The organism is Lysinibacillus halotolerans (genome assembly GCF_003711845.1).
Classification (GTDB): Bacteria; Bacillota; Bacilli; order Bacillales_A; family Planococcaceae; genus Ureibacillus; species Ureibacillus halotolerans.
In genome coordinates this window covers 1-24,623 of sequence record NZ_RHLQ01000016.1, presented here as the reverse complement: position 1 = coordinate 24,623, position 24,623 = coordinate 1, and the positions used below count along the sequence as shown (strand labels likewise).

26 protein-coding genes, 17 tRNA genes, 2 rRNA genes and 1 other RNA gene are annotated in these 24,623 nt (G+C 37.2%); 3 read left to right on the top strand and 43 right to left on the bottom strand.

Going from position 1 to position 24,623, the window contains the following annotated elements; all coding sequences use genetic code 11:
* Positions 1 to 22: 22 nt before the first annotated feature.
* From EC501_RS08175 to EC501_RS08075, 22 genes are all read right to left on the bottom strand, one after another.
* Complete coding sequence (locus tag EC501_RS08175) at positions 23 to 712, bottom strand: N-acetyltransferase (protein WP_122971793.1); 690 nt, start codon at positions 710 to 712, stop codon at positions 23 to 25.
* A gap of 1 nt (position 713) precedes the next feature.
* Positions 714 to 1,832 (bottom strand): mandelate racemase/muconate lactonizing enzyme family protein, encoded by a 1,119-nt coding sequence (locus tag EC501_RS08170; RefSeq protein WP_122971792.1) that lies wholly within the window; start codon positions 1,830 to 1,832, stop codon positions 714 to 716.
* Positions 1,833 to 1,848: 16 nt separating this feature from the next.
* Complete coding sequence (locus EC501_RS08165) at positions 1,849 to 2,979, bottom strand: amidohydrolase (RefSeq protein WP_122971791.1); 1,131 nt, start codon at positions 2,977 to 2,979, stop codon at positions 1,849 to 1,851.
* 162 nt (positions 2,980 to 3,141) lie between these two features.
* Positions 3,142 to 3,285, bottom strand: a complete 144-nt coding sequence (locus EC501_RS18370; RefSeq protein ID WP_158599686.1) for a hypothetical protein — start codon at positions 3,283 to 3,285, stop codon at positions 3,142 to 3,144.
* Positions 3,286 to 3,477: 192 nt separating this feature from the next.
* Positions 3,478 to 4,329 (bottom strand): PhnE/PtxC family ABC transporter permease, encoded by an 852-nt coding sequence (locus EC501_RS08160; protein ID WP_241559303.1) that lies wholly within the window; start codon positions 4,327 to 4,329, stop codon positions 3,478 to 3,480.
* Entirely contained in the window at positions 4,329 to 5,120 is a 792-nt protein-coding gene (locus EC501_RS08155; RefSeq protein ID WP_122971790.1) for a PhnE/PtxC family ABC transporter permease, read from the bottom strand. Before EC501_RS08155 ends, EC501_RS08160 begins: the two co-directional genes overlap by 1 nt.
* Before the next feature lie 15 nt (positions 5,121 to 5,135).
* Positions 5,136 to 5,969, bottom strand: coding sequence for a phosphonate ABC transporter ATP-binding protein (gene phnC, locus EC501_RS08150; protein WP_122971789.1), 834 nt, complete (start codon positions 5,967 to 5,969; stop codon positions 5,136 to 5,138).
* 105 nt (positions 5,970 to 6,074) lie between these two features.
* Complete coding sequence (locus EC501_RS08145) at positions 6,075 to 7,181, bottom strand: PhnD/SsuA/transferrin family substrate-binding protein (protein WP_122971788.1); 1,107 nt, start codon at positions 7,179 to 7,181, stop codon at positions 6,075 to 6,077.
* A gap of 114 nt (positions 7,182 to 7,295) precedes the next feature.
* On the bottom strand, positions 7,296 to 8,114 hold the full coding sequence (locus EC501_RS08140) for a PHP domain-containing protein (protein ID WP_338322895.1): 819 nt from the start codon (positions 8,112 to 8,114) through the stop codon (positions 7,296 to 7,298).
* Entirely contained in the window at positions 8,098 to 8,796 is a 699-nt protein-coding gene (locus EC501_RS08135) for a phosphonate C-P lyase system protein PhnL (RefSeq protein ID WP_122971786.1), read from the bottom strand. Before EC501_RS08135 ends, EC501_RS08140 begins: the two co-directional genes overlap by 17 nt.
* 15 nt (positions 8,797 to 8,811) lie before the next feature.
* Positions 8,812 to 9,987 carry a phosphonate metabolism protein PhnM gene (gene phnM / locus EC501_RS08130; RefSeq protein WP_122971785.1) on the bottom strand — a complete coding sequence of 392 codons (1,176 nt, stop codon included), beginning with the start codon at positions 9,985 to 9,987 and terminating at the stop codon, positions 8,812 to 8,814.
* An 11-nt stretch (positions 9,988 to 9,998) separates the two neighbouring features.
* Complete coding sequence (locus EC501_RS08125; protein WP_406928039.1) at positions 9,999 to 10,835, bottom strand: ATP-binding cassette domain-containing protein; 837 nt, start codon at positions 10,833 to 10,835, stop codon at positions 9,999 to 10,001.
* Complete coding sequence (locus tag EC501_RS08120) at positions 10,825 to 11,676, bottom strand: alpha-D-ribose 1-methylphosphonate 5-phosphate C-P-lyase PhnJ (RefSeq protein ID WP_122971783.1); 852 nt, start codon at positions 11,674 to 11,676, stop codon at positions 10,825 to 10,827. Before EC501_RS08120 ends, EC501_RS08125 begins: the two co-directional genes overlap by 11 nt.
* Positions 11,669 to 12,760, bottom strand: coding sequence for a carbon-phosphorus lyase complex subunit PhnI (locus EC501_RS08115; RefSeq protein ID WP_122971782.1), 1,092 nt, complete (start codon positions 12,758 to 12,760; stop codon positions 11,669 to 11,671). Before EC501_RS08115 ends, EC501_RS08120 begins: the two co-directional genes overlap by 8 nt.
* 2 nt (positions 12,761 to 12,762) lie before the next feature.
* The gene (gene phnH / locus EC501_RS08110) at positions 12,763 to 13,326 is read right to left on the bottom strand and encodes a phosphonate C-P lyase system protein PhnH (RefSeq protein ID WP_122971781.1); all 564 of its coding nucleotides are present in this window, start codon (positions 13,324 to 13,326) and stop codon (positions 12,763 to 12,765) included.
* Between the two features lie 12 nt (positions 13,327 to 13,338).
* Entirely contained in the window at positions 13,339 to 13,761 is a 423-nt protein-coding gene (gene phnG / locus EC501_RS08105; protein ID WP_122971780.1) for a phosphonate C-P lyase system protein PhnG, read from the bottom strand.
* A 98-nt stretch (positions 13,762 to 13,859) separates the two neighbouring features.
* Complete coding sequence (locus EC501_RS08100; RefSeq protein ID WP_122971779.1) at positions 13,860 to 14,591, bottom strand: GntR family transcriptional regulator; 732 nt, start codon at positions 14,589 to 14,591, stop codon at positions 13,860 to 13,862.
* A gap of 73 nt (positions 14,592 to 14,664) precedes the next feature.
* A complete protein-coding gene (locus EC501_RS08095; RefSeq protein WP_122971778.1) occupies positions 14,665 to 15,201 on the bottom strand; it encodes a 5' nucleotidase, NT5C type in 537 nt (178 codons plus the stop codon).
* 144 nt (positions 15,202 to 15,345) lie between these two features.
* Complete coding sequence (locus EC501_RS08090; RefSeq protein WP_122971777.1) at positions 15,346 to 17,406, bottom strand: TRAP transporter permease; 2,061 nt, start codon at positions 17,404 to 17,406, stop codon at positions 15,346 to 15,348.
* Positions 17,396 to 17,911, bottom strand: coding sequence for a DUF1850 domain-containing protein (locus EC501_RS08085; protein ID WP_122971776.1), 516 nt, complete (start codon positions 17,909 to 17,911; stop codon positions 17,396 to 17,398). Before EC501_RS08085 ends, EC501_RS08090 begins: the two co-directional genes overlap by 11 nt.
* Positions 17,912 to 17,979: 68 nt before the next feature.
* Positions 17,980 to 18,984: a TAXI family TRAP transporter solute-binding subunit gene (locus EC501_RS08080; RefSeq protein WP_122971775.1), complete on the bottom strand. Its 1,005-nt coding sequence runs from the start codon at positions 18,982 to 18,984 to the stop codon at positions 17,980 to 17,982.
* A 365-nt stretch (positions 18,985 to 19,349) separates the two neighbouring features.
* Positions 19,350 to 19,907, bottom strand: a complete 558-nt coding sequence (locus tag EC501_RS08075; RefSeq protein ID WP_122971774.1) for a superoxide dismutase family protein — start codon at positions 19,905 to 19,907, stop codon at positions 19,350 to 19,352.
* Between the two features lie 145 nt (positions 19,908 to 20,052).
* Here EC501_RS08075 and EC501_RS08070 point away from each other — a divergent pair, with 145 nt between their 5' ends.
* From EC501_RS08070 to ssrS, 3 genes are all read left to right on the top strand, one after another.
* Complete coding sequence (locus EC501_RS08070; protein ID WP_122971773.1) at positions 20,053 to 20,235, top strand: putative motility protein; 183 nt, start codon at positions 20,053 to 20,055, stop codon at positions 20,233 to 20,235.
* Between the two features lie 235 nt (positions 20,236 to 20,470).
* A complete protein-coding gene (locus tag EC501_RS08065; protein ID WP_174232669.1) occupies positions 20,471 to 21,112 on the top strand; it encodes a YfbR-like 5'-deoxynucleotidase in 642 nt (213 codons plus the stop codon).
* Positions 21,113 to 21,295: 183 nt separating this feature from the next.
* A non-coding RNA gene (gene ssrS / locus EC501_RS08060) (6S RNA) lies at positions 21,296 to 21,488 on the top strand.
* A gap of 177 nt (positions 21,489 to 21,665) precedes the next feature.
* Here the strand turns inward: ssrS and EC501_RS18635 are convergent.
* From EC501_RS18635 to EC501_RS07950, 21 genes are all read right to left on the bottom strand, one after another.
* Positions 21,666 to 21,812: a hypothetical protein gene (locus EC501_RS18635; protein ID WP_241559302.1), complete on the bottom strand. Its 147-nt coding sequence runs from the start codon at positions 21,810 to 21,812 to the stop codon at positions 21,666 to 21,668.
* Positions 21,813 to 22,178: 366 nt separating this feature from the next.
* Complete coding sequence (locus EC501_RS08045; protein ID WP_122971771.1) at positions 22,179 to 22,643, bottom strand: class I SAM-dependent methyltransferase; 465 nt, start codon at positions 22,641 to 22,643, stop codon at positions 22,179 to 22,181.
* A 123-nt stretch (positions 22,644 to 22,766) separates the two neighbouring features.
* A tRNA-Glu gene (locus EC501_RS08040) sits at positions 22,767 to 22,838 on the bottom strand.
* A gap of 1 nt (position 22,839) precedes the next feature.
* Positions 22,840 to 22,914, bottom strand: a tRNA-Asn gene (locus tag EC501_RS08035).
* A gap of 16 nt (positions 22,915 to 22,930) precedes the next feature.
* Positions 22,931 to 23,007: transfer RNA gene (locus EC501_RS08030), tRNA-Ile, on the bottom strand.
* 5 nt (positions 23,008 to 23,012) lie between these two features.
* A tRNA-Gly gene (locus EC501_RS08025) sits at positions 23,013 to 23,086 on the bottom strand.
* 5 nt (positions 23,087 to 23,091) lie between these two features.
* Positions 23,092 to 23,167 (bottom strand) — tRNA-Phe (locus EC501_RS08020).
* Positions 23,168 to 23,192: 25 nt separating this feature from the next.
* Positions 23,193 to 23,268, bottom strand: a tRNA-Asp gene (locus EC501_RS08015).
* A 27-nt stretch (positions 23,269 to 23,295) separates the two neighbouring features.
* Positions 23,296 to 23,388, bottom strand: a tRNA-Ser gene (locus tag EC501_RS08010).
* 14 nt (positions 23,389 to 23,402) lie between these two features.
* A tRNA-Met gene (locus tag EC501_RS08005) sits at positions 23,403 to 23,476 on the bottom strand.
* A gap of 15 nt (positions 23,477 to 23,491) precedes the next feature.
* Positions 23,492 to 23,567 (bottom strand) — tRNA-Ala (locus tag EC501_RS08000).
* 28 nt (positions 23,568 to 23,595) lie between these two features.
* A tRNA-Pro gene (locus tag EC501_RS07995) sits at positions 23,596 to 23,672 on the bottom strand.
* Between the two features lie 6 nt (positions 23,673 to 23,678).
* Positions 23,679 to 23,755: transfer RNA gene (locus EC501_RS07990), tRNA-Arg, on the bottom strand.
* A 9-nt stretch (positions 23,756 to 23,764) separates the two neighbouring features.
* A tRNA-Leu gene (locus EC501_RS07985) sits at positions 23,765 to 23,853 on the bottom strand.
* 5 nt (positions 23,854 to 23,858) lie between these two features.
* Positions 23,859 to 23,933 (bottom strand) — tRNA-Gly (locus EC501_RS07980).
* 52 nt (positions 23,934 to 23,985) lie between these two features.
* Positions 23,986 to 24,060 (bottom strand) — tRNA-Lys (locus tag EC501_RS07975).
* 8 nt (positions 24,061 to 24,068) lie between these two features.
* Positions 24,069 to 24,152 (bottom strand) — tRNA-Tyr (locus EC501_RS07970).
* 7 nt (positions 24,153 to 24,159) lie between these two features.
* A tRNA-Thr gene (locus EC501_RS07965) sits at positions 24,160 to 24,235 on the bottom strand.
* A 6-nt stretch (positions 24,236 to 24,241) separates the two neighbouring features.
* Positions 24,242 to 24,317: transfer RNA gene (locus tag EC501_RS07960), tRNA-Val, on the bottom strand.
* A gap of 13 nt (positions 24,318 to 24,330) precedes the next feature.
* Positions 24,331 to 24,446: ribosomal RNA gene (gene rrf, locus EC501_RS07955) — 5S ribosomal RNA — on the bottom strand.
* A gap of 61 nt (positions 24,447 to 24,507) precedes the next feature.
* Positions 24,508 to 24,623: ribosomal RNA gene (locus EC501_RS07950) — 23S ribosomal RNA — on the bottom strand; the annotation flags it as partial.

Sequence of the window (24,623 nt, the reverse complement as noted above, 5' to 3'; positions counted from 1 at the left end):
ATAATTATTACTGCTGCACTTTTTATCTTTTCTTCTTGTAAATAACTACCCAATCATTTTCTAACGATTTCATTGCAACCCCTATAAATCCTTCTTGTATAAGCCTTTGTTGAGTTTCTATATCGCCCATCGAAATCGTTACCGGTTCATCTTCATAGATTGGTTCTTCACGTAAGTCTAAAGCAAAAACATAACGTAATTTCCCACCATAAATATATTTTAAAGCAACTATATAAAACCCTTGGGCAAATTTATCTTTTAAACTCGCAATATTATAAGGCATGACGGTTGCCGCTAGATAATCATATTGATTCATATCGATTTGTCGCATAATCACCTTCGCTAATGTTTTTTGTAAACCATACCCTCGATAATCGGGATGGACGTTGGATATTTCTTGATAAAGAACTCGTTTCAAATCTGATTCATCTACTAATCCAATATCATATCCTAAATGTTTTTCATCGATTTTTGGAGCTACTACTGCACGGAATGCGATTAATGTCTCCCCAACAAATGCACCGATGATTAATCCACTACCTTCGAGCATAACTAAAAATTCTTCTTCAGATAACGGTTGTAGAATGTCTTTATTAGGCAAGGCATCATAAACAACCTCTTGCAAATCAAGTACTTTTGGCAAATGACTTTTATCGAGTACTTTCACAAAAAATGGTTGCTTGTCCAACAAGCCTTCATAAATTCTATTCACCCTACTCACCTACTTTGTCCGAATGTTGGGTAAGTTGGGTAAGTATTGCTTCATTCACCTCTACACCTAAACCAGGACGTTCATTTAATTGAATAAATGGAATGATATAGCTTTTCTTTAAATCTCCTAAATCTTGAGAGAACTTAACAGGACCAGTCAATTCCACACTTTTTATAATTTTCTTTGAGAAAGCTACATGGAAACCTGCTGCTGAGCCAATTGAAGATTCAACCATTGATCCAACTTGACATTCGATCCCTGCCATCTCAGCCATATTAGCAAGTTTCATTGCAGGGTATATACCACCGCACTTCATTAACTTAATATTGATTTTATCGGCCGCTCGTTTCGCAATAATTTCTCGCATGTCGTGCATATCACGAATTCCTTCATCAATCATAATTGGTACTGTAGATTTTGCCTTAATTTCCACCATAGCATCGATATCATCTTGTAATACCGGTTGCTCTAACCAATCAATTCCTAACCCTTCCAAATGACGTACAGCTTGAAGGGTATTGGCGCTATTCACCCAGCCTTGGTTCACATCTACGCGAATGGCGATTTCTTCTCCGACGCGTTCACGAACCGCTTTAATTCGCTTTACATCACCAGCAACATCCACACCGACTTTCATTTTAAATGACCGATAACCTTCATTCACCTTTTCTTCGGCTTCATCCGCCATTTTGTCTGGATCATCGATACTTAATACGTGGGTTACTGGGAATTTTTCATGATAACGTCCACCTAATAATTGATAAACAGGAACTCCTAATTTTTTTCCTACTACATCAAAACAAGCAATATCGATAGCTGCTTTAGCAGCAGGTGCTTTGTGTACCTTTTTATCCATCATTTCATGAATTTTTTCAAATTCCATTGGATTTTGACCAATGATAGATGGTGCCAACGTATACTTCAACATAGCATAAGTAGAGTCAGGTGTTTCCCCAGTAATATGTTCATCTGGAACACATTCTCCCCAACCTACAAGGCCACATTCGGTTGTCAATTTTACGATAATTGATTGAATATGAGGGTAAGTAGCGTAACTAATAATGAACGGTTTAATTAAAGGTAAATTTACTGCAAAAATTTCAATTTGTTTAATTTTCATTATTCTAAACTTCCTTTTATCTCTCTTTAGTCGTTATCCTTTTTGCTGCATTGCTTAGTAAAGTTGTTAATACATTTGCTCCTGTAATCAACGCCTCTTTATTGAACGTCATTTTAGGGTGGTGTAATCCAGGTGCTAAATCTGCCCCGATACCGATCATTGTCGCTTTTAAATGGGGACGTAAAACAGTATAGTAATGGAAATCATCGCTCCCTGGTGTGGAAATTGGTTGCTCTAAGCATTCCATCCCTAGCGACTCGATAATGGAAGCTTTCGCCATTTCCATTGCTTCCGCAGAAACTTCTGCTCCCGGCGTTTTATCAACCCAATCCCAACAAATCTTCACTCCAAACATGTCACCTATCGACTTAAACCCTCCCTCGATTCGTTGTTGAATTTCGTCCAAAACTGCATTCTTTTGGGCACGTACATCCATCGAGAAAGTCGCATTTCCAGGAATAATGTTTGTGCTTCCTCCATCCGCGACGATTTTTGTCAGCTTCGCACTATATACTTCAAAAGGATTAATATAAATATTCTTTAACATCTGTTGGATTGCAAAAATAACATCTATTGCATTTTTTCCTTGGTGCGGTCTGGCACCATGGGCATCTATCCCATGAATGGAACCATTCAAAAATAACGCTGCCCCATGGTGAATAGCAGGGGTAATTTTCCCAAGAGGTAATTCTTCTATTGGACGTAAATGAACTCCGAACAAGTGCGATACATCATCTACAACTCCACGTTTGACCATTTCAATTGCTCCACCGCCTGTTTCTTCGGCCGGTTGAAAAATAAATCGAATTCGTTTATTTAAAGGTTGATCCTTTAACTGAAGGAGTGCACCTAAAACGATAGAAATATTCGCATCATGTCCACAAGAATGGTTCGCACGCATTTCTCCATCTACTTCTTGCCATAATGCATCAATATCTGCCCTTATTGCAATCACTTCTTTTCCTTGACCGATTTCAGCAACAAGACCCGTTAAATCAGAAAATAATTTATAATTGACTCCCATTTCATCTAAAATCGATGCAATTTTTTTAGTCGTCTCTACTTCTTTCCAACTAACTTCTGGATTTTCATGAAAATGCTCAAACCATCCATAGATAACTTCTTCGTATGTTCTAACCTGACCCATGTTTTCGCACCTCGATTTTCAATTCACTTATTCTATTATACATAACCACCTTATAAATATTAACCGCTTCTGCCTACCAATCAAAATTAAGAGAAAGGAAGGAGATGATATGTAATAAAAAAACGACAAATTCCTTAAAGGATTTGTCGCCGCCAACAGATTTTATAAATCGGAGAAGAACCCAGGTGGATATTCTTCGTAATGATTTGATTCCTCATCTATACTTTCTTCCATTTCGTCAAATTCTATTTCTAATTTCTCATCCAATAAATAAGTTTCAAACCTAGATAATAATAAATTATTCACCTTGTGCAACACTCCTTAGTTTGAATTTTCAGATATTTTATATCATACACAGTTTACCCTTCAAATACAACAAGATACTGTTAAATATGCAATAAAAGTATTAAAACAATCTCAATTTGCGATAAATGATTTCCACAATGATTTGAACGTAAAAAAATCCCCCTTTTATAGAGGGACTTCAACCATTCCTTTTTATGATTTACTTCCTATTAATTTATTTTTAATACGGATGGAAATGAACTCTAAAATAAGCGCAATAAGTAATGCGAAATAAGTAATCATCCCTACTTCATGTAAATCATAATAGAAGCTTGATGCCATAAACAACTCAAATCCAATACCACCTGCAGCCGCAGCCGCTCCCATCGCGATTGCTACACCATAGTTTGTTTCAAAGCGAAGGAATGTCCAGGACACCATATAAGACGAAGTTTGGGGTAACACAACATGTACGATAATGTGCCACCATTTTGCTCCAGTCGCACGTAATGCTTCAATCATTCCTTGATCAATCTCTTCAAAGGACTCGGCATAGGCTTTTGTTAAATAGGCAATGGTATGTAACGTCATCCCTAAGATTGCCGCCACACTACCTAGCCCCGCTACGATAGCAAAGATTAATACCCATAATACGGTAGGTACCGCGCGAATAAAGGAGTTAAAAGCAATAATGATATTCGAAATGTAGGAAGGCATTAAATTTTTTGCACTTAGTATCGCTAAGAAAAAGGAAATTACTGCACCAATTAATGTAGATAAAAAGGCCAATGCTAACGTAATTAAAATTTGATATAACGCTGCACTTATCGTAACTTGACTTAAAGCTGGCTGTAAAAACATCATTTTTAAATTGTCTAAAGTATAGAAAATAGCCGTTTGTATATCAATCGCGCCATATTCTAAAAAAAATGGTGCTACAATCGTAAATAGAACGAGAAAGCTTAAAATAGAGTGCAACACAAAATTTGAACGATTAAACGTCTTTATTTGAATCTTGCCATTTCGCACCTTAATATTACTCTGCATGGATGAGGTAGCCTGCATTATAAAATGAGCCTCCTAACTTTATTTGAAATAAATTCAATAGCAATAACGACCACAATGATACAAATGGTAATTAAACCTACTGTTTCATAATCGAGTCGTTTATAATACAAATCGAACAAATAACCTATCCCAGTACCCGTTAATAACCCAACAAGGGTAGCACTTCTAATATTTGTATCAATCATGAAAAATAACCAACTGACCATTTGCGGCAAACTTTCAGGAAGTACCCCTCGGAAAACCATTTGGAAATATGTAGCCCCTGTCGCGTTCAATGCTTCAACAGATTCCATACTTGCTTCGTCTATAGTTTCGATAAACGCACGAACTAAAAAACCAAAAGTAGTAAAGAATAGCGCAAAATAACCTGTTACAACATTATGACCGAAGGAAATGACGAGCACTAATGCCCATGCCACGACCGGAATGTTTCGGAATACAGATGCAATAAATCGTGAAAATACTGCAAGGGGTTGATTTACTTTCGTTGTTTTCGATCCAAATAAAGCGAAGAACAGTGCAAACAAACCAGCTGTTGTTGTTGAAATAATTGATAATACAATCGTTTCCCATAGTTTCGCTAATACTTTAGAGAAATTTTCCATCGCTTCAGCACCAGGAATTAAATTCGCGGCCATCCAAGCAATCGTTCCAGGTATAGATTGAAATCCTTCAACAAAATTAAAATCGGTTATCATCGAAGTCCCCATCGTAATGAGTAACATGATGAGTAACACTAAGGTCATATGAATTTTCTTTTTTTTAATTACATCAAGACGATTTTCCATTACTTTTGCACCGTCCTATTCCAAAATCAAATCTTCAATTTCTGATCCATAAATGTCACGGATAGCAGCGTTCGAAAGCTTTTCAGGTATACCATCGTAGACAATTTTCCCTTTATTTAACCCAATTACTCGATCAGAATATTTCAACGCTACATCGACTTGATGAAGATTGACTAATACGGTAATCCCCATCGTTTCACAAATATCCTTTAAATGATCCATGATGACCTTTGAAGCATTCGGATCGAGGGAAGCAATCGGTTCATCGCAAAGCAGTAGCTTTGGTTGTTGTACTAATGCTCTTGCAATTCCGACACGTTGCTTTTGCCCACCACTTAATTGATCGCATCGTTTATAGGCAAATTCTTTCATACCGAGTTTGTCCAAAATCGTTAATGCTAGCTCCTTTTCCTCTTCTGAAAAAAGACTAAACACACCTTGTATGGTCGATTTATAACCGAATCTCCCATGTAACACGTTCTCAAAAACAGTTAATCGTGATACTAAATTATAATGTTGAAACACCATGCCGATTTTCGAACGTTGTTTTCGTAAATCTGCCTTTTTTAAAAAGGTCATCTCAGTATTATCAAACACAATACTTCCACTTGTTGGGTCAATCATTCGATTAATGCATCTTAGAAAAGTTGATTTCCCAGCACCAGATGGGCCAATGATTGAAATAAACTCCCCTTGTTTTAATTCCATTTGAATATCTTGAAGAACAGGTGTGCCGCGATTATAACTTTTAAATAAATCTTGGACTTTTAAAATGACTTCGCCCTTCTGGACTTTTTTTGAAATCTCGGCTTTCGAAATGATTGGCTCCTTATTCAAAACCTGTTGCATTGTGACAACTCCTTTTTATTAACTCAAGCTTCTTTTAAACATCATAATAATTTTTAAAAAGAGAACTTATAAAGGTTTATAAGCTCTCTCTTTTCTTCTCAAAAATTATTTTGATAATTCACGGATTGGATCGAACCAATCGTCTTCAGCAGTTACAAATCGTTCATTTCCACCTTCAGATTTTTCGAATAAACCAGGTGTTTCAGATCCTTCTGGAACAAAAATTTCCTCATTGTTTGTAGTTTCATCAGAAGTAAATGCTTCTTCTAATGCCGTAATTTCCTCTGGGGAAAGTACAGACTCATTTACTACGAACGGAGCGTTTAATACTGGTGTTACAGAAATTAATGTAAATTCTTTACCAGTTAAATTGTTGAATGGAGCTGCTGCATCATCTTTTACTTTATAAACAGCACCTGGTGTATTAGCTTCCCCTTCTACTAATTCCACATAGTTTGATACACATGTATCACAGAAAGCAGAAACGTCAGAACGTTCCATTAACATGTTGACAGCGGAACCTTGGTGTGAATCACCAAATAATACTTCTGGGAATAAATCGTTCGATTCTGCTAAATCTTCTGCCGTTAAATCTTTGTACTCTTCTTGCTCTCCAAAGTGACTAATGATCGCTTCGGAAGGTACTTTAAATCCTGATGTTGATGAAGCTGATACGAACGAGAAACGTTTACCAGCAATTTTATTTATATCGAATTCGCCATTTGTTTTATATTCTTCGGCTTTATCTTTTGGTACTGCTAACCAGCTATAATATACTGCGTCATCAAGAGTTCCAGATGCACCAGATGGAACGACTAAAGGTTGTACGTCTGAACTTTTTTCATTTGCTTCGATATAACCTTGAGCTCCCATAAAGGCAACATGAGCATTGCCGTTTGCAATCGTTTCAATTGCAATCGCATAGTCTGTAGTTAATTTATGTTCTACTTCACGGCCTGTAGCTTCAGAAATTAATGAACCTAATGCATCACGGGCTGCTTTTAATTCGTTGCCCGACTCATTTGGATACCAAACAACCGTTAAGGGTTCGTCACTTTTTGAAGTTTCTTCGTTACTTGCATTTTCTTGATTACTTGATGTTTCATCATTTGCATTAGCATTGTCAGTATTTGCAGCCTCGGAGTTACAACCAACTAAGGCTAAAACTGCTAAAATACTCATGAAAATAATAGCAACAAACTTTTTCTTCATTTTAATCTCCCTTTAATTTCATAGTTTTTTGTAGATTGTATTCTACACAAATTATTAAAACACATATTTATCGGTTGAAAAGCAGTCTCCAAAACACTTAACAATTATTAACATCTATTTAATAAACGGGACATGCTCTATACTTTCCACTATATAATTTTCGCTATTTAAAACCGCGCCGTAACGCCCATGGTCATCAGAACCGCCCGTTAAAAATAGATTGTAATCTCGTGCAATTTTTACAATTCTATTAACTTGTTCTTCATTATGATCTGGATGAATAGATTCCACCCCTTTTAATCCATAGGGTACTAGTTCCTCTGCTATATCATAAGAATTCAATTGGCCTGGGTGAGCGACAACTGCGTACCCACCATCTGCTCCAATTGCTTTAACTGCTTCAAAGGCATCTAAATAGTCTATATCCCCGGAAGCTACCCCATTTCCTTTAAACAACGATTTATATAATGTCTGGTACTGTTTGGAAGTATATGGGCTATTTGTAAGAGCGTTCATAATATGTTGTTTATAAAGTACGCCTCCCTCTTTAACATAGGCCATAACCTGTTCTTCCGTAATATCGTATCCAGCAGATATAATTTGCTTTAACTGCCATAACGAATGCTCATGTCGTCTTTGCAAAAGTCGATCACACAACGCTTTAATATGATGATTTTGTTTGAAATCGTAGCCTAATATATGAACCTTTCGTTTTCTTTTGAAATCATAGGCTGAGATTTCAATACCCGGAATAAATTGAATATCATATTCTTTTGAAACCTTAAAGGCTTGTTCAATATGATCAGTCGTATCATGATCCACAATACTAATATGCGTTAAACCTTTATCCCTCGCCTTTTGAAATAACTCTTCAATCGTATCCGCACCATCTGAATAGGTGCTATGCATATGAAGGTCAATTTTCAACTGCATTCACCACCGCTTTTTGCATTGTAAATACTTCATCACATAAGCCGTCCATAAATTCTAAATCGTGGAAAATTCCGATTAACGTTGTTCCTTGTTGCTTTAATTTTTCGATTGATTCCCTTACCTTTAACTTTGAAACATCGTCTAGACTGGCTGTCGGTTCATCTAACAATAATAAACGGGGCTTTTTTATAACAGCTCTCGCGATATTGAGACGTAATTTTTCCCCACCTGAAAAGTAATTCGGGTAATTATTCCATAATGATTCATCTAAATCGAAATGTTTTAATGTTGCTTTTGCTTCTTTTATCGCCTGTTCGCTGTTCATTCCTGCTTCTAACGCAGATTGCTCGACCAGTTCAAATGCTGTTGTTCTCGGCATGACGGATAAAAATTGGGAAACGTATCCAATTTCATATTTTCGTAAATGAATCATTTCCCGAGGGGTAGCAGTTAAGATATTCATTTTCCCAAACTCTTCCGACTCATAATAAATAGCACCTGCCTGGGGCTGATACGTGCCGTATATACTTTTAAGAATTGTTGATTTCCCACTTCCACTTTTACCAACGATTCCTAGAAAGTGACCTTTTTTCACCGTAAACGAAATATCTTCAATTGCATGTAACCTTTTATTTAAATGATGAATTGTAAAATACTTTTGTAAACTCTCGACTTGTATCATAAACAACCCTCCCTTTTAACGATAATTTGTTTGCATAATCACTTTTCCATCAACCATTGTCGTTGTAATGGTCGGATATCCGTCGTCCAATTGCTCAATAATCAATAAATCCGCCTTCTTATTTTCTTCAATCGATCCAATTAAATGTCCTAAATTAACTGCACGGGCCGGATTGATCGTTACTAATTGGAATAGATAATGTAAATCTTCTTCGTACTTTTTGTTCATTTCAAAAATGCTGTGGAGCATTGCCGGAGGATAGTAGTCACTGCAAATAATATCGATTACCCTTGCTTGAATCGCCTCTGCTGCACTTAAATTTCCTGAATGGGAACCGCCAAGTAAAATATTTGGCGCACCAGCTATTGTTTGAAGTCCTATTGTCTTTGCTGCCTTTGCCACATCCAACGTAATAGGAAACTCACTTATCGTCGTTCCATAGGATTTAACAAGTTTTAATTTTTCAACTTCATCATCATCATGGGAAGCAACCGCAATATTTCTTTCTAACGCTAACTTACAAATTTCCTCTATTTGATCTAACGTTATTTTTTCTTTTTCAATTTGGCTTTCGATTAACGTATCCGCCTCTTGCTCCGTCATATTTCGATAACCGCGCATAATTTGTTTATAGATTTCAAGATTACGATATTGCCCTTGCCCTGGAGTGTGGTCCATAAATGATAAAAGATGTACTTTATCGTCTTGAATATTTTCAATCAACACCGGTAATTGATCTAAACAATCAATTTCAAAACGTGCATGTAAACGGTGACGAATTAAATGCTGACTTTGGTGGGAGTCATTGATGGCATTAACACATTTTTGAACATTTTCTGGATTTCGAATCGCTTTATGGGAGTATTTATCATCACCGTAATAGGATAAAGAGTGGAAAATCGTCGTAATCCCATGGGTCATTAAAATACGTTCACTTTCCCGCAACCCTAATGTCATATCCATCATCGAATTAGGGCGAGGTGATACAATTGTTTCAATATAATCAGAATGAATGTCCACAAAGCCTGGGGAAATGTATCCTCCGTTGGCATTCATTACAACGGCATCCGGATATTGCTCGACTTCTTTTTCATGAATAATTTTCGAGATGATATCATTTTCCACAACGATTGCATGATGCTTTAACATCTCTTTTTCAGTAACGATCGTGCCATTGGTTAATATGAACATAACGACGCCTCCTAAAGTAATGAGTAAACAAGTTGCTGTGTATAAGCATGTTGTGGGTCTTCTAAAATTTGATCTGTTAAGCCTTCTTCAATGATTTGTCCATTTAACATAACGACCGTTCGATCTGCTAGCATACGAATGACTGCTAAATCATGGGATACGACAATCATTGAGATTTGCATTACTCGTTGTATCGTTTTAATCAAATCTAGAACAGCTGCTTGAACCGATAAATCCAAGCCCGTTGTCACTTCATCTAGCAAAAGAATTGGTGGATTACTAGATAATGCCTTTGCGATTTGGACCCGTTGTTGCATACCGCCAGAGAAATTTTTAGGTGGTTCTTTACTTCTCTTAATCGAAATATTTACTTTGTCTAATAACTCATTACTTCGATCTACCATTTGTTCTACATTGCGATTGCCCGCTGCTATTTGTTTTTCTGCAATATTGCTAATAGATGAAAAGTCCATCTTTAAGCCTAGCATCGGATTTTGATAAACCATTCCTAATAATGAGTTGCGAATAAATCTTTTCTGCTGCCCAGACTGGGTAAAAATATTTTCTTTCCCGTTAAAATAATCCGTTAAATAGCCTTCCCCAGTTGTTATTTCTTCATCGAAGTATAAACATTTCATCAATGTAGACTTACCACTACCACTTTCACCAACAATCCCTAAAATTTCACCCCGGTGTAGATCGATGGAAATATTTTTACATGCATAGACCGTTTTACAAACCGGACAGAAGTTTCTTTCTAACTTTGCATCTTCTTGTTGGCAATAAGAACACCCTTCACCGTATTGCTTCGATAAATTTTTTATTTGTAAAATTGGTTTATCGAACATGAACAGTCCCCCGCTTCTCTAAATATTCCTGCATAAAGCTCGTATCATTACATAAATAATACGTTTCTCCCGTTTGCTCATCGGTTAATTCATCTAGGAATACATCGGTTAATCCAGTAACTTTACATGCCTTCCCTTCAAATTTTTCAATTTCAAAAGGATAATCATCAAAGGCTAACGATTCTACCTTTGTATAAGGAGGTACTGCATAAATTTTCTTCTCTCGGCCTGCTCCAAAGAGAATGAGGGCGTCACTATTATGAATTTTTGGATTATCAAATCGGGGAATTGGACTCGGATTCATTACATAACGATCATGTACTAATACCGGATAATCCGCCCCTTGAGACGTTTGGTTATAGCGCATAATTTGCTCAAATAGTAACAACCACGCTCCACTATATTCCTTTTCCGCATGAAGCTGTTTTGTTTTGAACTCACTTCGCTCCACTGAACGAAGAGGTTCTGGCTCAGGAACTTGCAAAATCATAATTTGATCACTTCTTAATGGCACTTCCGGTATTCGGTGGCGGGACTGAATTAAAGTTGCTTCCTTTGTATGGATCGTTGTTTCAATTCCTGTTGTACCTTGCACTAATTTCTTTATATTAACGGCATTCACTGACTCATCAGAACCTTGGTCAATGACTTTTAACACATCACTTTGTCCAACTAGGGCAAGAGTAATTTGAAGTCCTCCCGTCCCCCATCCCCGACCAATAGGCATTTCCCTTGAAGCAAAAGGAACTTGATAACCAGGGATAGCCACTCCCTTTAAAACCGCTCGTCTTATTTCTTTTTTAGATTGCTCATCTAAAAATGCGAAAGGAAACTTATTCATTCGTGACACCTTCCCTTTTAATTTTCCGGATTTGCTCCAATTTCGATTGGAACGTTACATAATGAGGTAACTTCAAATGTGAGATAAATCCAGTTGATTCCACCGTATCCACGTGAAGGAGAACAAATTCCTCATCATGAATTGGCGTGTTTTCCGGGTTTTCTAATGCATGATCTAATATCGACATGGCAATTGCTTTCGTTTCGTTTTGACCAAAACAAGCACCGTAACCGATATCAAACTCTAAAACTTCTTTACCATCTTCACTGATATTAGCCGGAATGAACGACTCAACTTCCGTTAATTTAATTGAACCAATGTAATATTCATCTCCGTCTTCATCTAATGCAATATGAATCGGTTGATAACCTACCCGTACTTCCCCGACATTTGGATGGGAAGATCCGTAGCCTCGCAAACCAGCATAGCCAAGGGAAGTCACCGATCCAGTTTGACCACGAGTTAAAATTTGAAGACGTTCGCTTCGACTACTTGGAAAAGTTAAGCTTTCCTTCGTGATATCATCAGGTTCTTCGTCGTTTAAGGGAAATTCATTAATAAGTCCTTCTTTTCGTAAATAATCCATTACTTTAGGTAGTTTTTCTAAAGTTAACGAACTTTCCTCAGGTACTTCGATTGCCTCGAATTCTGCTTTTTTTCTTAAGACGTCTTGTTCTGTTTCCTCTACTAAAGAAAAATCTAGTAAGCGATGCAAATAGTCGTGGGATGCCCCTAGAATTTGACCTCCTGGTATATCTTTAAAACTCGCTGATATACGACGAATGACGAACATATCTCTAGCGTCCGTTACAGTAGAATAATATAGTCTTGGTAAAGTAGAGCGGTGGGCTCGTAACAAAAATACTGCCTCTTCTACATTACCTTCACTTTGTTTCATAGCCAGTGCTGCAAGACGCTCACTATAAAGACTGCTTTCTGACATCACTTGATCTAAGAAACCTCGCATTGTTGCTTTAATCGATTCAACATCAATGAATTTCCCTTCTTTAATACGTTCATAGGTTAAATGTTGAAGGGAAGCCTCGATCGCTTCCTGTCCACCTGTTACTGCTACATACCCCATCTTTACTTCACCTCCGTTACCTTTGTCGTTCTTGGTAGTGCCATCCCATAGCCATTTCGGTCAATAAATAGAACATCAATACCAAGGGGATATTCAACATTTAATTCATCTCTTATTTTTAGAAAACCCTTAGAAATATCCGCATGAATGACCGTTTTATCTTTAATGCCTGGCCCCATTAATTCCAGCTGTATTCCATCCATTAAATTGTCGACTTCAAAAAATAACGTTGCTGACTTTTGTGGATCCAAAAGATTTCCTTTTTTCGCTACTTTTAGATGCGCAATCTCATCGGAACATACTGTATTCGGAATAATAATAAAATCTGCTTCTTCTACTTTTGCTTCGTGACTTCCTGTATAAGCTTGAATCGATTGACCAACCTTCTTTTCACCTATTACTGCATACGTTACTTCGCCATCTAAAAGGGTTTGGCAAACAAGTACTGTTTGCGAATATAAAGGAGATAGTTCATTCGGGCTCTGTTCCAACTGAAGAATCTTCCCGGGAAAGGTCATGGCCTCCAAAATTTTTCGGAATGTACGTTGTGTACGATGTTCATCCATTTGTACTCCTCCTTAAATTTTCATTGTTTCGAAATTAACTTTTGTCCGCTCGATGGAACATTTTAATTGCTGTAATTGTTGTTGATATAGTTGTTGTAGCTTTTCAAACTCCCTTTGCCAATTTAGGGTCTCGGGTAAATTCTCTTTATAAGCCGCATCAACTATCGCTAATGCCCGGGATAATTCTTGATCCTCTTCCATCACAATGCCGATTCCAAAGCTTTCGTTAATTTTCACTTTTGTTTCTGTTACTAATACTTCTCCTATATAAAATAATGATTGTTGTGCCGATTCTCGCATCTTAATCATCGTTAAGCCTAATGTTGGTGCTTGAATTTCTTCCACTTGATACTTTGTTGAAATTTCTTTTGCAAATTGAATCGCTTCATTTCTTCCTACTTCAATTAATAGTTTTGTTCTTAAAGCTCTTTTCATCTTCTGCACCCCTTTCAATGCAAATGTATCTTGTCGCCAAGTAGAAGACCATTAAGCTAGTGTGAAGTTTTTGTAAAAAGGGAAAAAGGATGCCTCTTTTAACAGAGACATCCTTTTTCTTTTCGAGTATTCGTTAATTGGAAGGAGAAGCGGTCGCTTCGATATAATATTTCCGTATATTCTAATTGAACATTTTCATCTTTATTCCAGTTGTCCGATTCAACTAAAATAATAGGAACTAAATTTTCACAGTGAAGCATCATTCGTTCATACTTACCTGGAAAAATAGTTGAAAGTCTTGTAAATGAACTTTCGAAGTTTTCGATACCGTGGGTTTTATAAAATTGGTAAATGGAGGATAATTGACTGCGTTCTTTTTTTATTTCAGGAAAAAGATCCGCGTTAACATAAGAACGGTGGATAGCAGCAGGTTCACCATCCACAAAACGTAATCTCTCAATAATATAAAGGGTTTTACAATTAGCAAATTCTATATGGGGATATTCTAACTTAGACATTTCGATTTGCTCCAGCCTTGTTAAAACAGACTTATAATCCTTCGTTTGCAGCTTCATTTTTTCACTAAAACTAACATCCCCAGTTAAAACGATATCTAGTAATTTTCGTTTCGGTTTAACAAAATGACCAATCCCTTGTTTGGATTCAATCATCCCCATTTGTTCTAAATCTAAGTATACGTCTCGGATTCTTTTACGGGGGATAGAAAATTTTGCAGCTAATTTGTTTTCACTCGGTAATTTAAGCCCTTCTTCACAATTACAATTTTGAATTTTTTCTAATAAATAGTCCCGCACATCGATGTTATCCATAATTTCACCTCAATCTCTTCCTTCTAACCTACATGAATGGGATTAAAATTTGGTGAACAATGTCAATATTCTTTTATTGCTTTACTGGCAAAAATAATGTTCGAATTTCTTGCCAATTATGAACACGTTTAAATTCCGTGCAATATTCATTGTAGCTTTGAGAATATAAAATCCCTTCCCCTGTAAAGGATTGAAGTTGCTTTACATTGTCATCGATTAAATAATCTGCTTTTACGACCTTTTTATCTCCACAGAATATAAAGTAGGCTGGGTCTAAAAACGGAAAATGTTCTAATAACCATTCATATTTAGCATTGAAGCAACCTGGCACATCCATAGCCGCTGTCGCAATATAAATTTCATAGTGTTCACTCAGTTCTTTTAATACAGGTACAGCGTCCTTATCTTCTAATTCGAAATCTCTGAAAAAATCAGGTTCATTGATCATTAAATAGAACTGATTAGCTAGTTCAGGATATTGGGCTTCGATTTTTGCTACGTCAAACTCTTCTTTAGAAACGGGAATATTAAACCGTTCTTGGAAAGCTCTTGTCGCTTTACCTAGAAAATCTGCTATCACTTGATCCATATCAACTGCAATACTCTTCATAAATACCTCCACATGTTCGTTTTAATCTTAGTGTAAAGTAAGCCAATGCTGAAAAACAATGGAATCTCCATCTATTTACAGAAAATTAATTTCTTTTACATTCCATAAAAAAAGCTTGCACGATATTGTGCAAGCTTCAATTTCTTAATTTGTTGTAGTTCCTAATTGCCCTTGTTTATTTCCTTTATTTTTTGTTGCTAATTGAATAAAGAACATAATACCGAATACGACTAACCCGATAATGTCAGACATTGATTCTGGATAAACCATCGCAAGACCTGCTGCAATAACTATTAATCGTTCTAACAAATTAATAGGACGGTACCAATAGCCGATAACCCCAGCTCCTATTGCAATCATTCCAAGCATTGCTGTAATGACTAACCATGCAACTTCCCAGAACGTCACATCAATCATTAGTAAAGATGGCGAGTAAACAATCATATACGGAATAATGAATGCCGCGATAGCTAATTTTGCTGAGTGAACCCCTGTTTTAATTGGATCCCCCCCTGAAATACCTGACGCTGCAAAGGCAGCCAATGCAACTGGTGGAGTAATGTCTGCAATAATACCAAAGTAGAATACAAAGAAATGTGCAGCTAATACAACTGTAATCGGTACTAATGCTTGTGAAACATCAGGTGCTAATAGCGTAATAATCGCTGGTGCTGCAATCGTCGATGTAATAACGTAGTTTGCTGTTGTTGGTGCACCCATTCCTAAAATAAGGGATGCAATCATAACAAAGAATAATGTTAAGAAAATACGTCCTCCGGCAAGGTCTACTAAACTATTTGCTAAGCTTAAACCAAGACCCGTTTTAACAACTACCCCTACAATAATACCAGCACAAGCTGTTGCAGCGGCAACTGATAAAGCAGTACGAGCCCCATCAACTAGAGCATCGATAATTTCACGGATTCCAAATTTCACATCTTTATTGAAGAAACCTACGATGATACACGCAATAATACCATATAACGCAGAATGGATTACTGGTACACCGAACATCATAATGACAACAATTAATGCAATTGGAATTAATAAATAAAGTTTTTTCCAAATCATTTTTCGGTCTGGCATTTCTTCATCTGTAAGACCGCGCAAGCCTAGACGTTTTGCTTCGAAATGGGTCATAATCCAGATCCCTGCAAAATAAAGAATGGCTGGAATAATCGCTGCCTTCGCGATATCCCAATAAGTAACTCCTCGCCCGATAAATTCAACCATTAAGAAGGCTGCTGCCCCCATAATCGGTGGCATGATTTGCCCTCCTGTAGAAGAAGCAGCTTCTACAGCACCAGCAAAATCTTTTTTATAACCTAACTTTTTCATTAATGGGATTGTGTAGGCTCCGGAAGTAACAACATTTGCTACCGAACTTCCTGAAATTGTTCCTTGTAGGGCTGATGAGAAAATAGCTACTTTTGCGGGACCACCAATTAATTTCCCCGCTACTGCAATAGCTAAATCATTAAAGTACTCCCCTACCCCTGTTTTAACAAGGAAGGCACCAAATAGTAAAAAGGCAAAAATGTAGGTTGCTGAAACACTAATTGGAGTACCTAAAATACCATCCGTTGAGTAGTACATTAAATTGACTAGTTGCTCTAGAGATTGACCACGGTGGGCAAAAATGTCCGGCATATATTGTCCATATATTGCGTAGGCCAAAAATAAAACGGCAATAATCGCAATTGGTAATCCAACAGAACGTCTAGCAGCCTCTAATACTAGTAAAATAACAATTAAACCAACGATGAAATCCATTTGTGTAATCGTACCTAAACTTGTTACTAAACGATCATAATTAATTGTCCAATATGCCCCTGTTACAGCTGCTACTAAAGCTAATAAGTAGTCATAAAATGGTATCCTATCTTTTCTTCCCTTTTTACGAGACGGGAATAGTAAGAATACGAAGGTTAAACCAAATCCTAAATGGATAGATCGTTGAATATAAGCGGTAAATTGCCCAAAAATAGCGGTATATAACTGGAATAAGGAGAAAGCAAGAAGCCCAATGAAAATAACCCATTTCATAACACCGGCAATTTTCCGCATATTCGCTTCTGTGTCATACTTTTCAATCAACTCTTGTTGTTGTTCCACTGTTAATACATCGATACGCTCTGTGGCAAGCTGTTTATCTTTTAATGCATCGTTTGATTCACTTGTTGTATGATTTACATCATTTTTCATATACCATCACAGCTCCTCTCAGCTTGTCGAATAAAGAAATCCTCTTTACTTCAAATAAATAAGAACTTCCTCGATGCAATGATTTTTTCATGTTATACGTATGTCCGTCGTAAAAAAATTTCAAATCCATGTCGATGTCTCCAATATAAATTGTGAAGTTATCTAATATTCGATTATCGTATGCTAATTTGTATTTACCATTTTCATAACTTAACGTTTGACCTTCTTCTGCATGAGCCGGCATTCCAACGGCGACATCTTCATATTCCATGGAAAGAAGTTTTATTTGATTGCTTTTCGTTAATTCATAGGATTCTATAACATCCGTTAAGTGGATGGAATGGGTAAAACGAATATTAAATTTATGTTCTTTGGAAACATTTATGTAATACATTTCTGGATTATTCGTCCGCGTTTCTTCAAAGGAAAACACACTATATATCGGTGAAAAGAAAAAAATAACCCCCAACACTACTACAATTAAGAATAGATGCGCCCATCTCATTTAATCGCCTCAATTGAAAAGGACTTGAAGAAGTATGCCTTCAAGCCCTTCACTTCATTTCTTCTTAATTATTGTTCATCAAAGAATTTTTGAGCACCTGGATGAACATCAATACCAATACCATTTAATGCTGTCTCAGGACTAATGAATTCCCCTTTAGCATGGCTAATTTTATCTGTATTTGCATAAATTGCCTTTGCAATTCCATAGGCAACTTCATCTGGTAAATCAGATTTTACTGCAAGCATTGCTAATACCGATACTGTAGGAACTTCCGTTTCTAAACCGTAAGTACCTGTAGGAATTGTATCTACTGCATAGTAAGGATATTTCTCGATTAATGCTTCTGCTTTATCAGCTTCTACAGGAACGATTACAACGTCTGTTGTAGCACCTAATGCTTCAACTGCAGCCGTTGGGTAACCAGCAGTGATAAATGCCGCATCAATTTGACCAGTAGTTAAACCATCTGTTGATTCACCAAAGTCTAAATTTTGTGGTTCGATGTCATCCATAGTTAAACCATGAACTTCAAGTAATTGTTCAGCGTTTGCGTAAGTACCAGAACCTGGAGCACCTACAGAAACCTTTTTACCTTTTAAATCTTCAAATGATTTAATACCTGAATCTGCAGTTGTTACTAAATGAATTGTTTCAGGGTATAAGCCACCAATTGCCACTAAATCTTCAAGTGGTTGACCGTCAAACATTAACTCACCATTTTTTGCGTAGTAAGCAATATCTGTTTGCATAAATGCAATTTCAACATTTCCATCTTTTAAAGCACTTACGTTTGCCGTAGAAGCTTGTGAAACTTCTGCAGTTGTTTTAATACCAGTTTCTTCAGTAATTAAGTCCGCAAAAGTACCACCTAATGCGTAGTATGTACCTTGCGTACCACCAGTTGCTAAGCTTAAAAATTTAATATCAGATGCTTTTTCATCAGAAGATCCTCCTGTGTCACCTGATGTACCTTCATTGTCAGTTGTTTCTTCTCCACCACCACATGCAGCTAAAACCATTAATAATAAAACACTTAGTAGTGAAAGAAACAGTAATTTACTTTTTTTCAATTGAACCCCTCCAAATAATTGTTACATTACAGTTCAATTTTACCTATTACCTTTGATATGTGTCAATCATTTTAATATTCTGTTAATAGATTTAAAGAATAATTAAGAGTATAAAAACGCTTTCTTTTAGACTAAATAGTATATATCAGAATAATAAAACAATTATCCCTTCTATTTCAATTGTTATATGACACAATACCTAATGTCATCAATTATTATTCCTTCATTTATTTATGCTAATTGAAATAAATGGAAAATCATTATATATCCAATATTTAATGTTTTATCCGTACTTAAGCTAAAGTATTTTTAGAAAAATAAAAAGTTGTGTAATGAAGTATTGAACTCCATTACACAACTTATTTTTAGTTTTCTGATGTAATAACTCCACAGGCAATTCGTCCCCCTGAGTTACCTGCAGGATCTGTTACATAATCGTCTGCTTTCTCATGGATGACAATAGCACTACCATCAGCATCAAATAAGGAATTTTCCATTCCCTTTTCCAACGTAATATTTTTCGCCACAAATTCTACTTGTACCGTTCCATCTTGCTCAGCAGTAATGTTCGGTAAGTCACCTAAATGTGGTCCCTTCGGATTATTAATACCATGTTGTTTGTCTAGTGGGTTAAAATGGGCTCCAGCGGATTCAAACGATGGTTTTTCACATTTCCCGACTTCATGTATATGAATACCATGCTCCCCCTCTGGTATTTCTGTCAATCCAAGAGAAATGAGAACGCCATCTGCTCCCTCTGTCATTTCCATATGTCCAATTTCTTTTCCTTCGGTATTAATAATTTTTGCTGCTGCTTTCAATGCTTCCGGGGCTGCAACTGAAATTTTCTCTTGTTCCATAAACAAGTTACATCCACTTAAAAGTAACATTACACTACTAAAAATTAATAAATTTCTCCACATTTTAGTCGTCCCTCCTCGAAAGGAGTATTGCCATGTGTGTTATGAAATATTCCGAAATTGTCGAATGATGTCATTTTCCCTATTACTTAACTTTTCATTAAAATCGTTATTCATCAACCGATATGAAGTTTAGGAGGTGACGACTTTGGATATCAATTCGATCATGTCTGCTCAAGTAGCTCAACTTCAACAGACTGTCCAAATGAGCATAATGGATAAATCTTTAAACTTAGCAACCGCAAGTACTGTTGAAATGCTTGAACAAATGTCTGAACAAACAAATTCTCCCCATCCATACAAAGGAACCGTTATTGACGTTTCATTGTAAAGAGAGAAGACCTTTGATAATACATAAAGGTCTTTTTTTACCAAAATTCACTTTTATTTTATGCAAATTAAGTTATCTTGTTTTAATTTCATGCATATTCTATAAATTAAACACTAATTAGTTTGTAAATGTACATTTAAATGTTTGTTAAGTGTTTGAAACTCTGCCCTTTATGGAGATAAATAGGTGTATGATGCAATTAAGGGCACATGTTTATGCCCAATCTAAAACGGGAGTGATATTTATAGGTATTCATAAGTTTTTCACAAGTTTAAATGATTTAGAACGTATTTTCCGTGCACCTGGTCGTTTTAAGTTTGAAGAACATAACGTAGCAGCCCATTCTTGGAAAGTGTCTCAATATGCTATGTTCTTTGGAACCCTAGAAGAAATGAACGGAGCAACAATAGATTGGAAATCCCTATATGAAAAAACGATTAATCATGACTTTGCTGAAGTATTTATCGGCGACATTAAAACACCGGTCAAACATGCTAGTGTTGAGCTTAAACAGATGCTTGCCCATGTCGAAGAAAAAATGATGGAGAAATTTATAAGGGAAGAAATACCCCCGGACTTTCAAGCTGTTTTCTTTGAACGAATGAAAGAAGGTAAGGATGCGACAATCGAAGGTCGTCTTCTAGAATTTGCAGATAAGTTAGACCAGTTTTATGAATCCTTTGCGGAGTTGAAACGCGGTAATACAGATAAGGAATTTGTTATCATGTATCAGCAAGCATTACAGAAATTGTTGGCAATGCCTCTAGAAGTAAGTGTAAACTACTTCCGAAATGAAATCTTAAATGATGTCATGAAAGAAGAAACTCAAATCAACCTTGCTGCCTTAACAAATGAAGTATTGAACAAAATAAAATGATAACAAAAGTTTTCCAATGATGGAAAGCTTTTTAATTTGTCTAAAGAACATAACTTGTTTCATTTCTCTTACATACATAACATGGGTGCCATAAATTTCACCCCCGATTTCAATGATAATTATTTGACATTTTTCATCATTCATACTTACTTGCACAACAGTTTATTATCGTATATTATAACAATAAAGCTGCGTTGTTCGTACAAATATTAAGTTTTAACCTTTGAACTGTAAAAGGGAGTTTTAATCGAATAGGGAATGGCGGGCGTCACACTCCGGTGAATGACGATATACAGGAACTATTCTGCGAGCACCCACCTGGTGGAGTCGTGGTTTTAAAACTTTCTATTAATAATTACGGCAAGGCGGCTTTGCCATACATAATGTGTATAGCAAGGCTTAGAAAAACTCCCATCAAATATCTGATGGGAGTTTTTTCTATTTGGAAATTACTTGAATGAATTAATCATATATAATGAATGGTAAAGGTTTTTCAGGTCGGTTAACACAGTATTCGCAATTTGGATCTTTACACTTTGTTTCAGTCCACCTGTTACATTTTGGGCAAAAAATAGGCATCAAAATCCTCATAATAAATTAAACTCATCTTACATATCTTGCAACAATTTTCTTCATCCACAAAACCATCAATTTCAAAGTTATTAATAATTACTCCCCCATCAGTTTCTTCTATTTTCATAAACACTCCTGAAATTTTAGTAAATCAATTTTTTAATGCAAGTTTTATCGATAAATTCATTTTTTCCGTAAAGATACCTCTTTGATCAAGTTCCAATAATTCCTTTTTTAAATGTTTTTCAAACAAAGCAATATTTTCCCCTAAAAAATGTTTCGAACTATAGGAAGTTGAATATAAATTTCTAATTATTGAATTTCCAATTATTGATTCTACTCTCCATACTTGTTCATAGAGTGGAAGTTCATATTTTTCCATTTTAAATTTAGAATTTAATATAATTTCTTCGTAGCTAACTGTAGGATGGGAATAGGTTATATCCCCAGCTCTTCTTTCATTCCCATACCACTGTTCTACTACTTGCTTCCTTTATTTCCCAAGGTAAAGGTTCTTATTGGGAGAATAGTTATCAATAATAGCTATTCCACCACCATCCGAAATCATTTCATACAACATATCAAGAGTCTTTTCTCTATCCATCCAATGGAACGCTTTAGCAATCGTGACAAACCGAAAATGTCCATCATATTTCTTTTTAAATGATTCAAGTTCTCCTATAAACCATTCCAAATTCTCTATTCGAAGTTCTTTTACAAGACGCATTGCTTCTTGAATCATTTCTGGTTCTGTATCGATTCCAATTACTTTTTCAAACCAATCTGTTAATCGAAATGCTAATTGTCCTGTACCACAACCTAAATCTAACATTCGACCTTTACCATCCAAGGAAAACTTATCAATTAAATACCTTATCAATGAAGATGGATATAAAGGACGATAACGTGAATAATACGAAGCTGTACCTTTAAATAAATCCTTTCCGTACTCAGCCATCAATCGTTACTCCTTACTTAAAAATTGTAACTTCCTTACTTTTAATATACAAAAAAATAGATGGTAAAAACATTCCGTTTTTACCATCTATTTCAATTCGAGCTCTTCATTTAGCTCATACTATGACCCGTACGGGATTCGAACCCGTGTTACCGCCGTGAAAGGGCGGTGTCTTAACCACTTGACCAACGGGCCGTGGCTCCGAAGGTAGGACTCGAACCTACGACCGATCGGTTAACAGCCGATTGCTCTACCACTGAGCTACTTCGGAATAAATTAAGTTTTTATGGTGGGCCTAAATGGACTTGAACCATCGACCTCACGCTTATCAGGCGTGCGCTCTAACCAGCTGAGCTATAGGCCCCCATTTGGAGCGGGTGATGAGAATCGAACTCACGACATCAGCTTGGAAGGCTGAGGTTTTACCATTAAACTACACCCGCATATATGGTGGGTCGGGACGGAATCGAACCGCCGACACTTAGAGCTTCAATCTAATGCTCTACCAACTGAGCTACCGACCCATATAATCAAATTTACTTAAAATAATGGCGGTCCCGACCGGGATCGAACCGGCGATCTCCTGCGTGACAGGCAGGCATGTTAACCGCTACACCACGGGACCATATGTATGTATAAATAGTAAAGAAAATGGCGGAGGCAGTAGGATTCGAACCCACGCGCGGTTTAACCCGCCTGTCGGTTTTCAAGACCGATCCCTTCAGCCAGACTTGGGTATGCCTCCGTATTATGAATAAATGGCGGCAGAGGGGATCGAACCCCCGACCTCACGGGTATGAACCGTACGCTCTAGCCAGCTGAGCTACGCCGCCATAATAGTATTAAATTGGTGGAGCCTAGCGGGATCGAACCGCTGACCTCCTGCGTGCAAGGCAGGCGCTCTCCCAGCTGAGCTAAGGCCCCAATTTATAAATAGTCAGTTTGTATTACATGGTCGGGAAGACAGGATTCGAACCTGCGACCCCTTGGTCCCAAACCAAGTGCTCTACCAAGCTGAGCTACTTCCCGTAAATATGGCGCGCCCGGCAGGAGTCGAACCCACAACCTTCTGATCCGTAGTCAGACGCTCTATCCAATTGAGCTACGGGCGCATATTAAAATGGTGCCGAGGACCGGAATCGAACCGGTACGGTAGTCACCTACCGCAGGATTTTAAGTCCTGTGCGTCTGCCAGTTCCGCCACCCCGGCACATTTGGAGCGGAAGACGGGGTTCGAACCCGCGACCCCCACCTTGGCAAAGTGGTGTTCTACCACTGAACTACTTCCGCATGTGCTTTATATTTATCTCTGGCAATAATTATTTTATTTATTATAAAAAACTGGTGAGCCATGAAGGACTTGAACCTTCGACCCTCTGATTAAAAGTCAGATGCTCTACCACTGAGCTAATGGCTCTCTATAAATGGTGGAGGGGGACGGATTCGAACCGCCGAACCCGAAGGAGCGGATTTACAGTCCGCCGCGTTTAGCCACTTCGCTACCCCTCCATGGGAATGGTGCCGGCGAAAGGACTTGAACCCTCAACCTACTGATTACAAGTCAGTTGCTCTACCAATTGAGCTACACCGGCTTAATATGGTGGAGGATGACGGGCTCGAACCGCCGACCCCCTGCTTGTAAGGCAGGTGCTCTCCCAGCTGAGCTAATCCTCCACATAAAAAATAAGCGAAGCGACGTCCTACTCTCACAGGGGGAAGCCCCCAACTACCATCGGCGCTAAAGAGCTTAACTTCCGTGTTCGGTATGGGAACGGGTGTGACCTCTTTGCCATCATCACTTCACATATTTAGTTGAGAGCTTGTTCTCTCAAAACTGGATAAAGACATTGAATGCATTCAAGATTTGGTTAAGTCCTCGATCGATTAGTATTCGTCAGCTCCATGTGTCACCACACTTCCACCTCGAACCTATCTACCTCATCGTCTTTGAGGGATCTTACTTACTTGCGTAATGGGAAA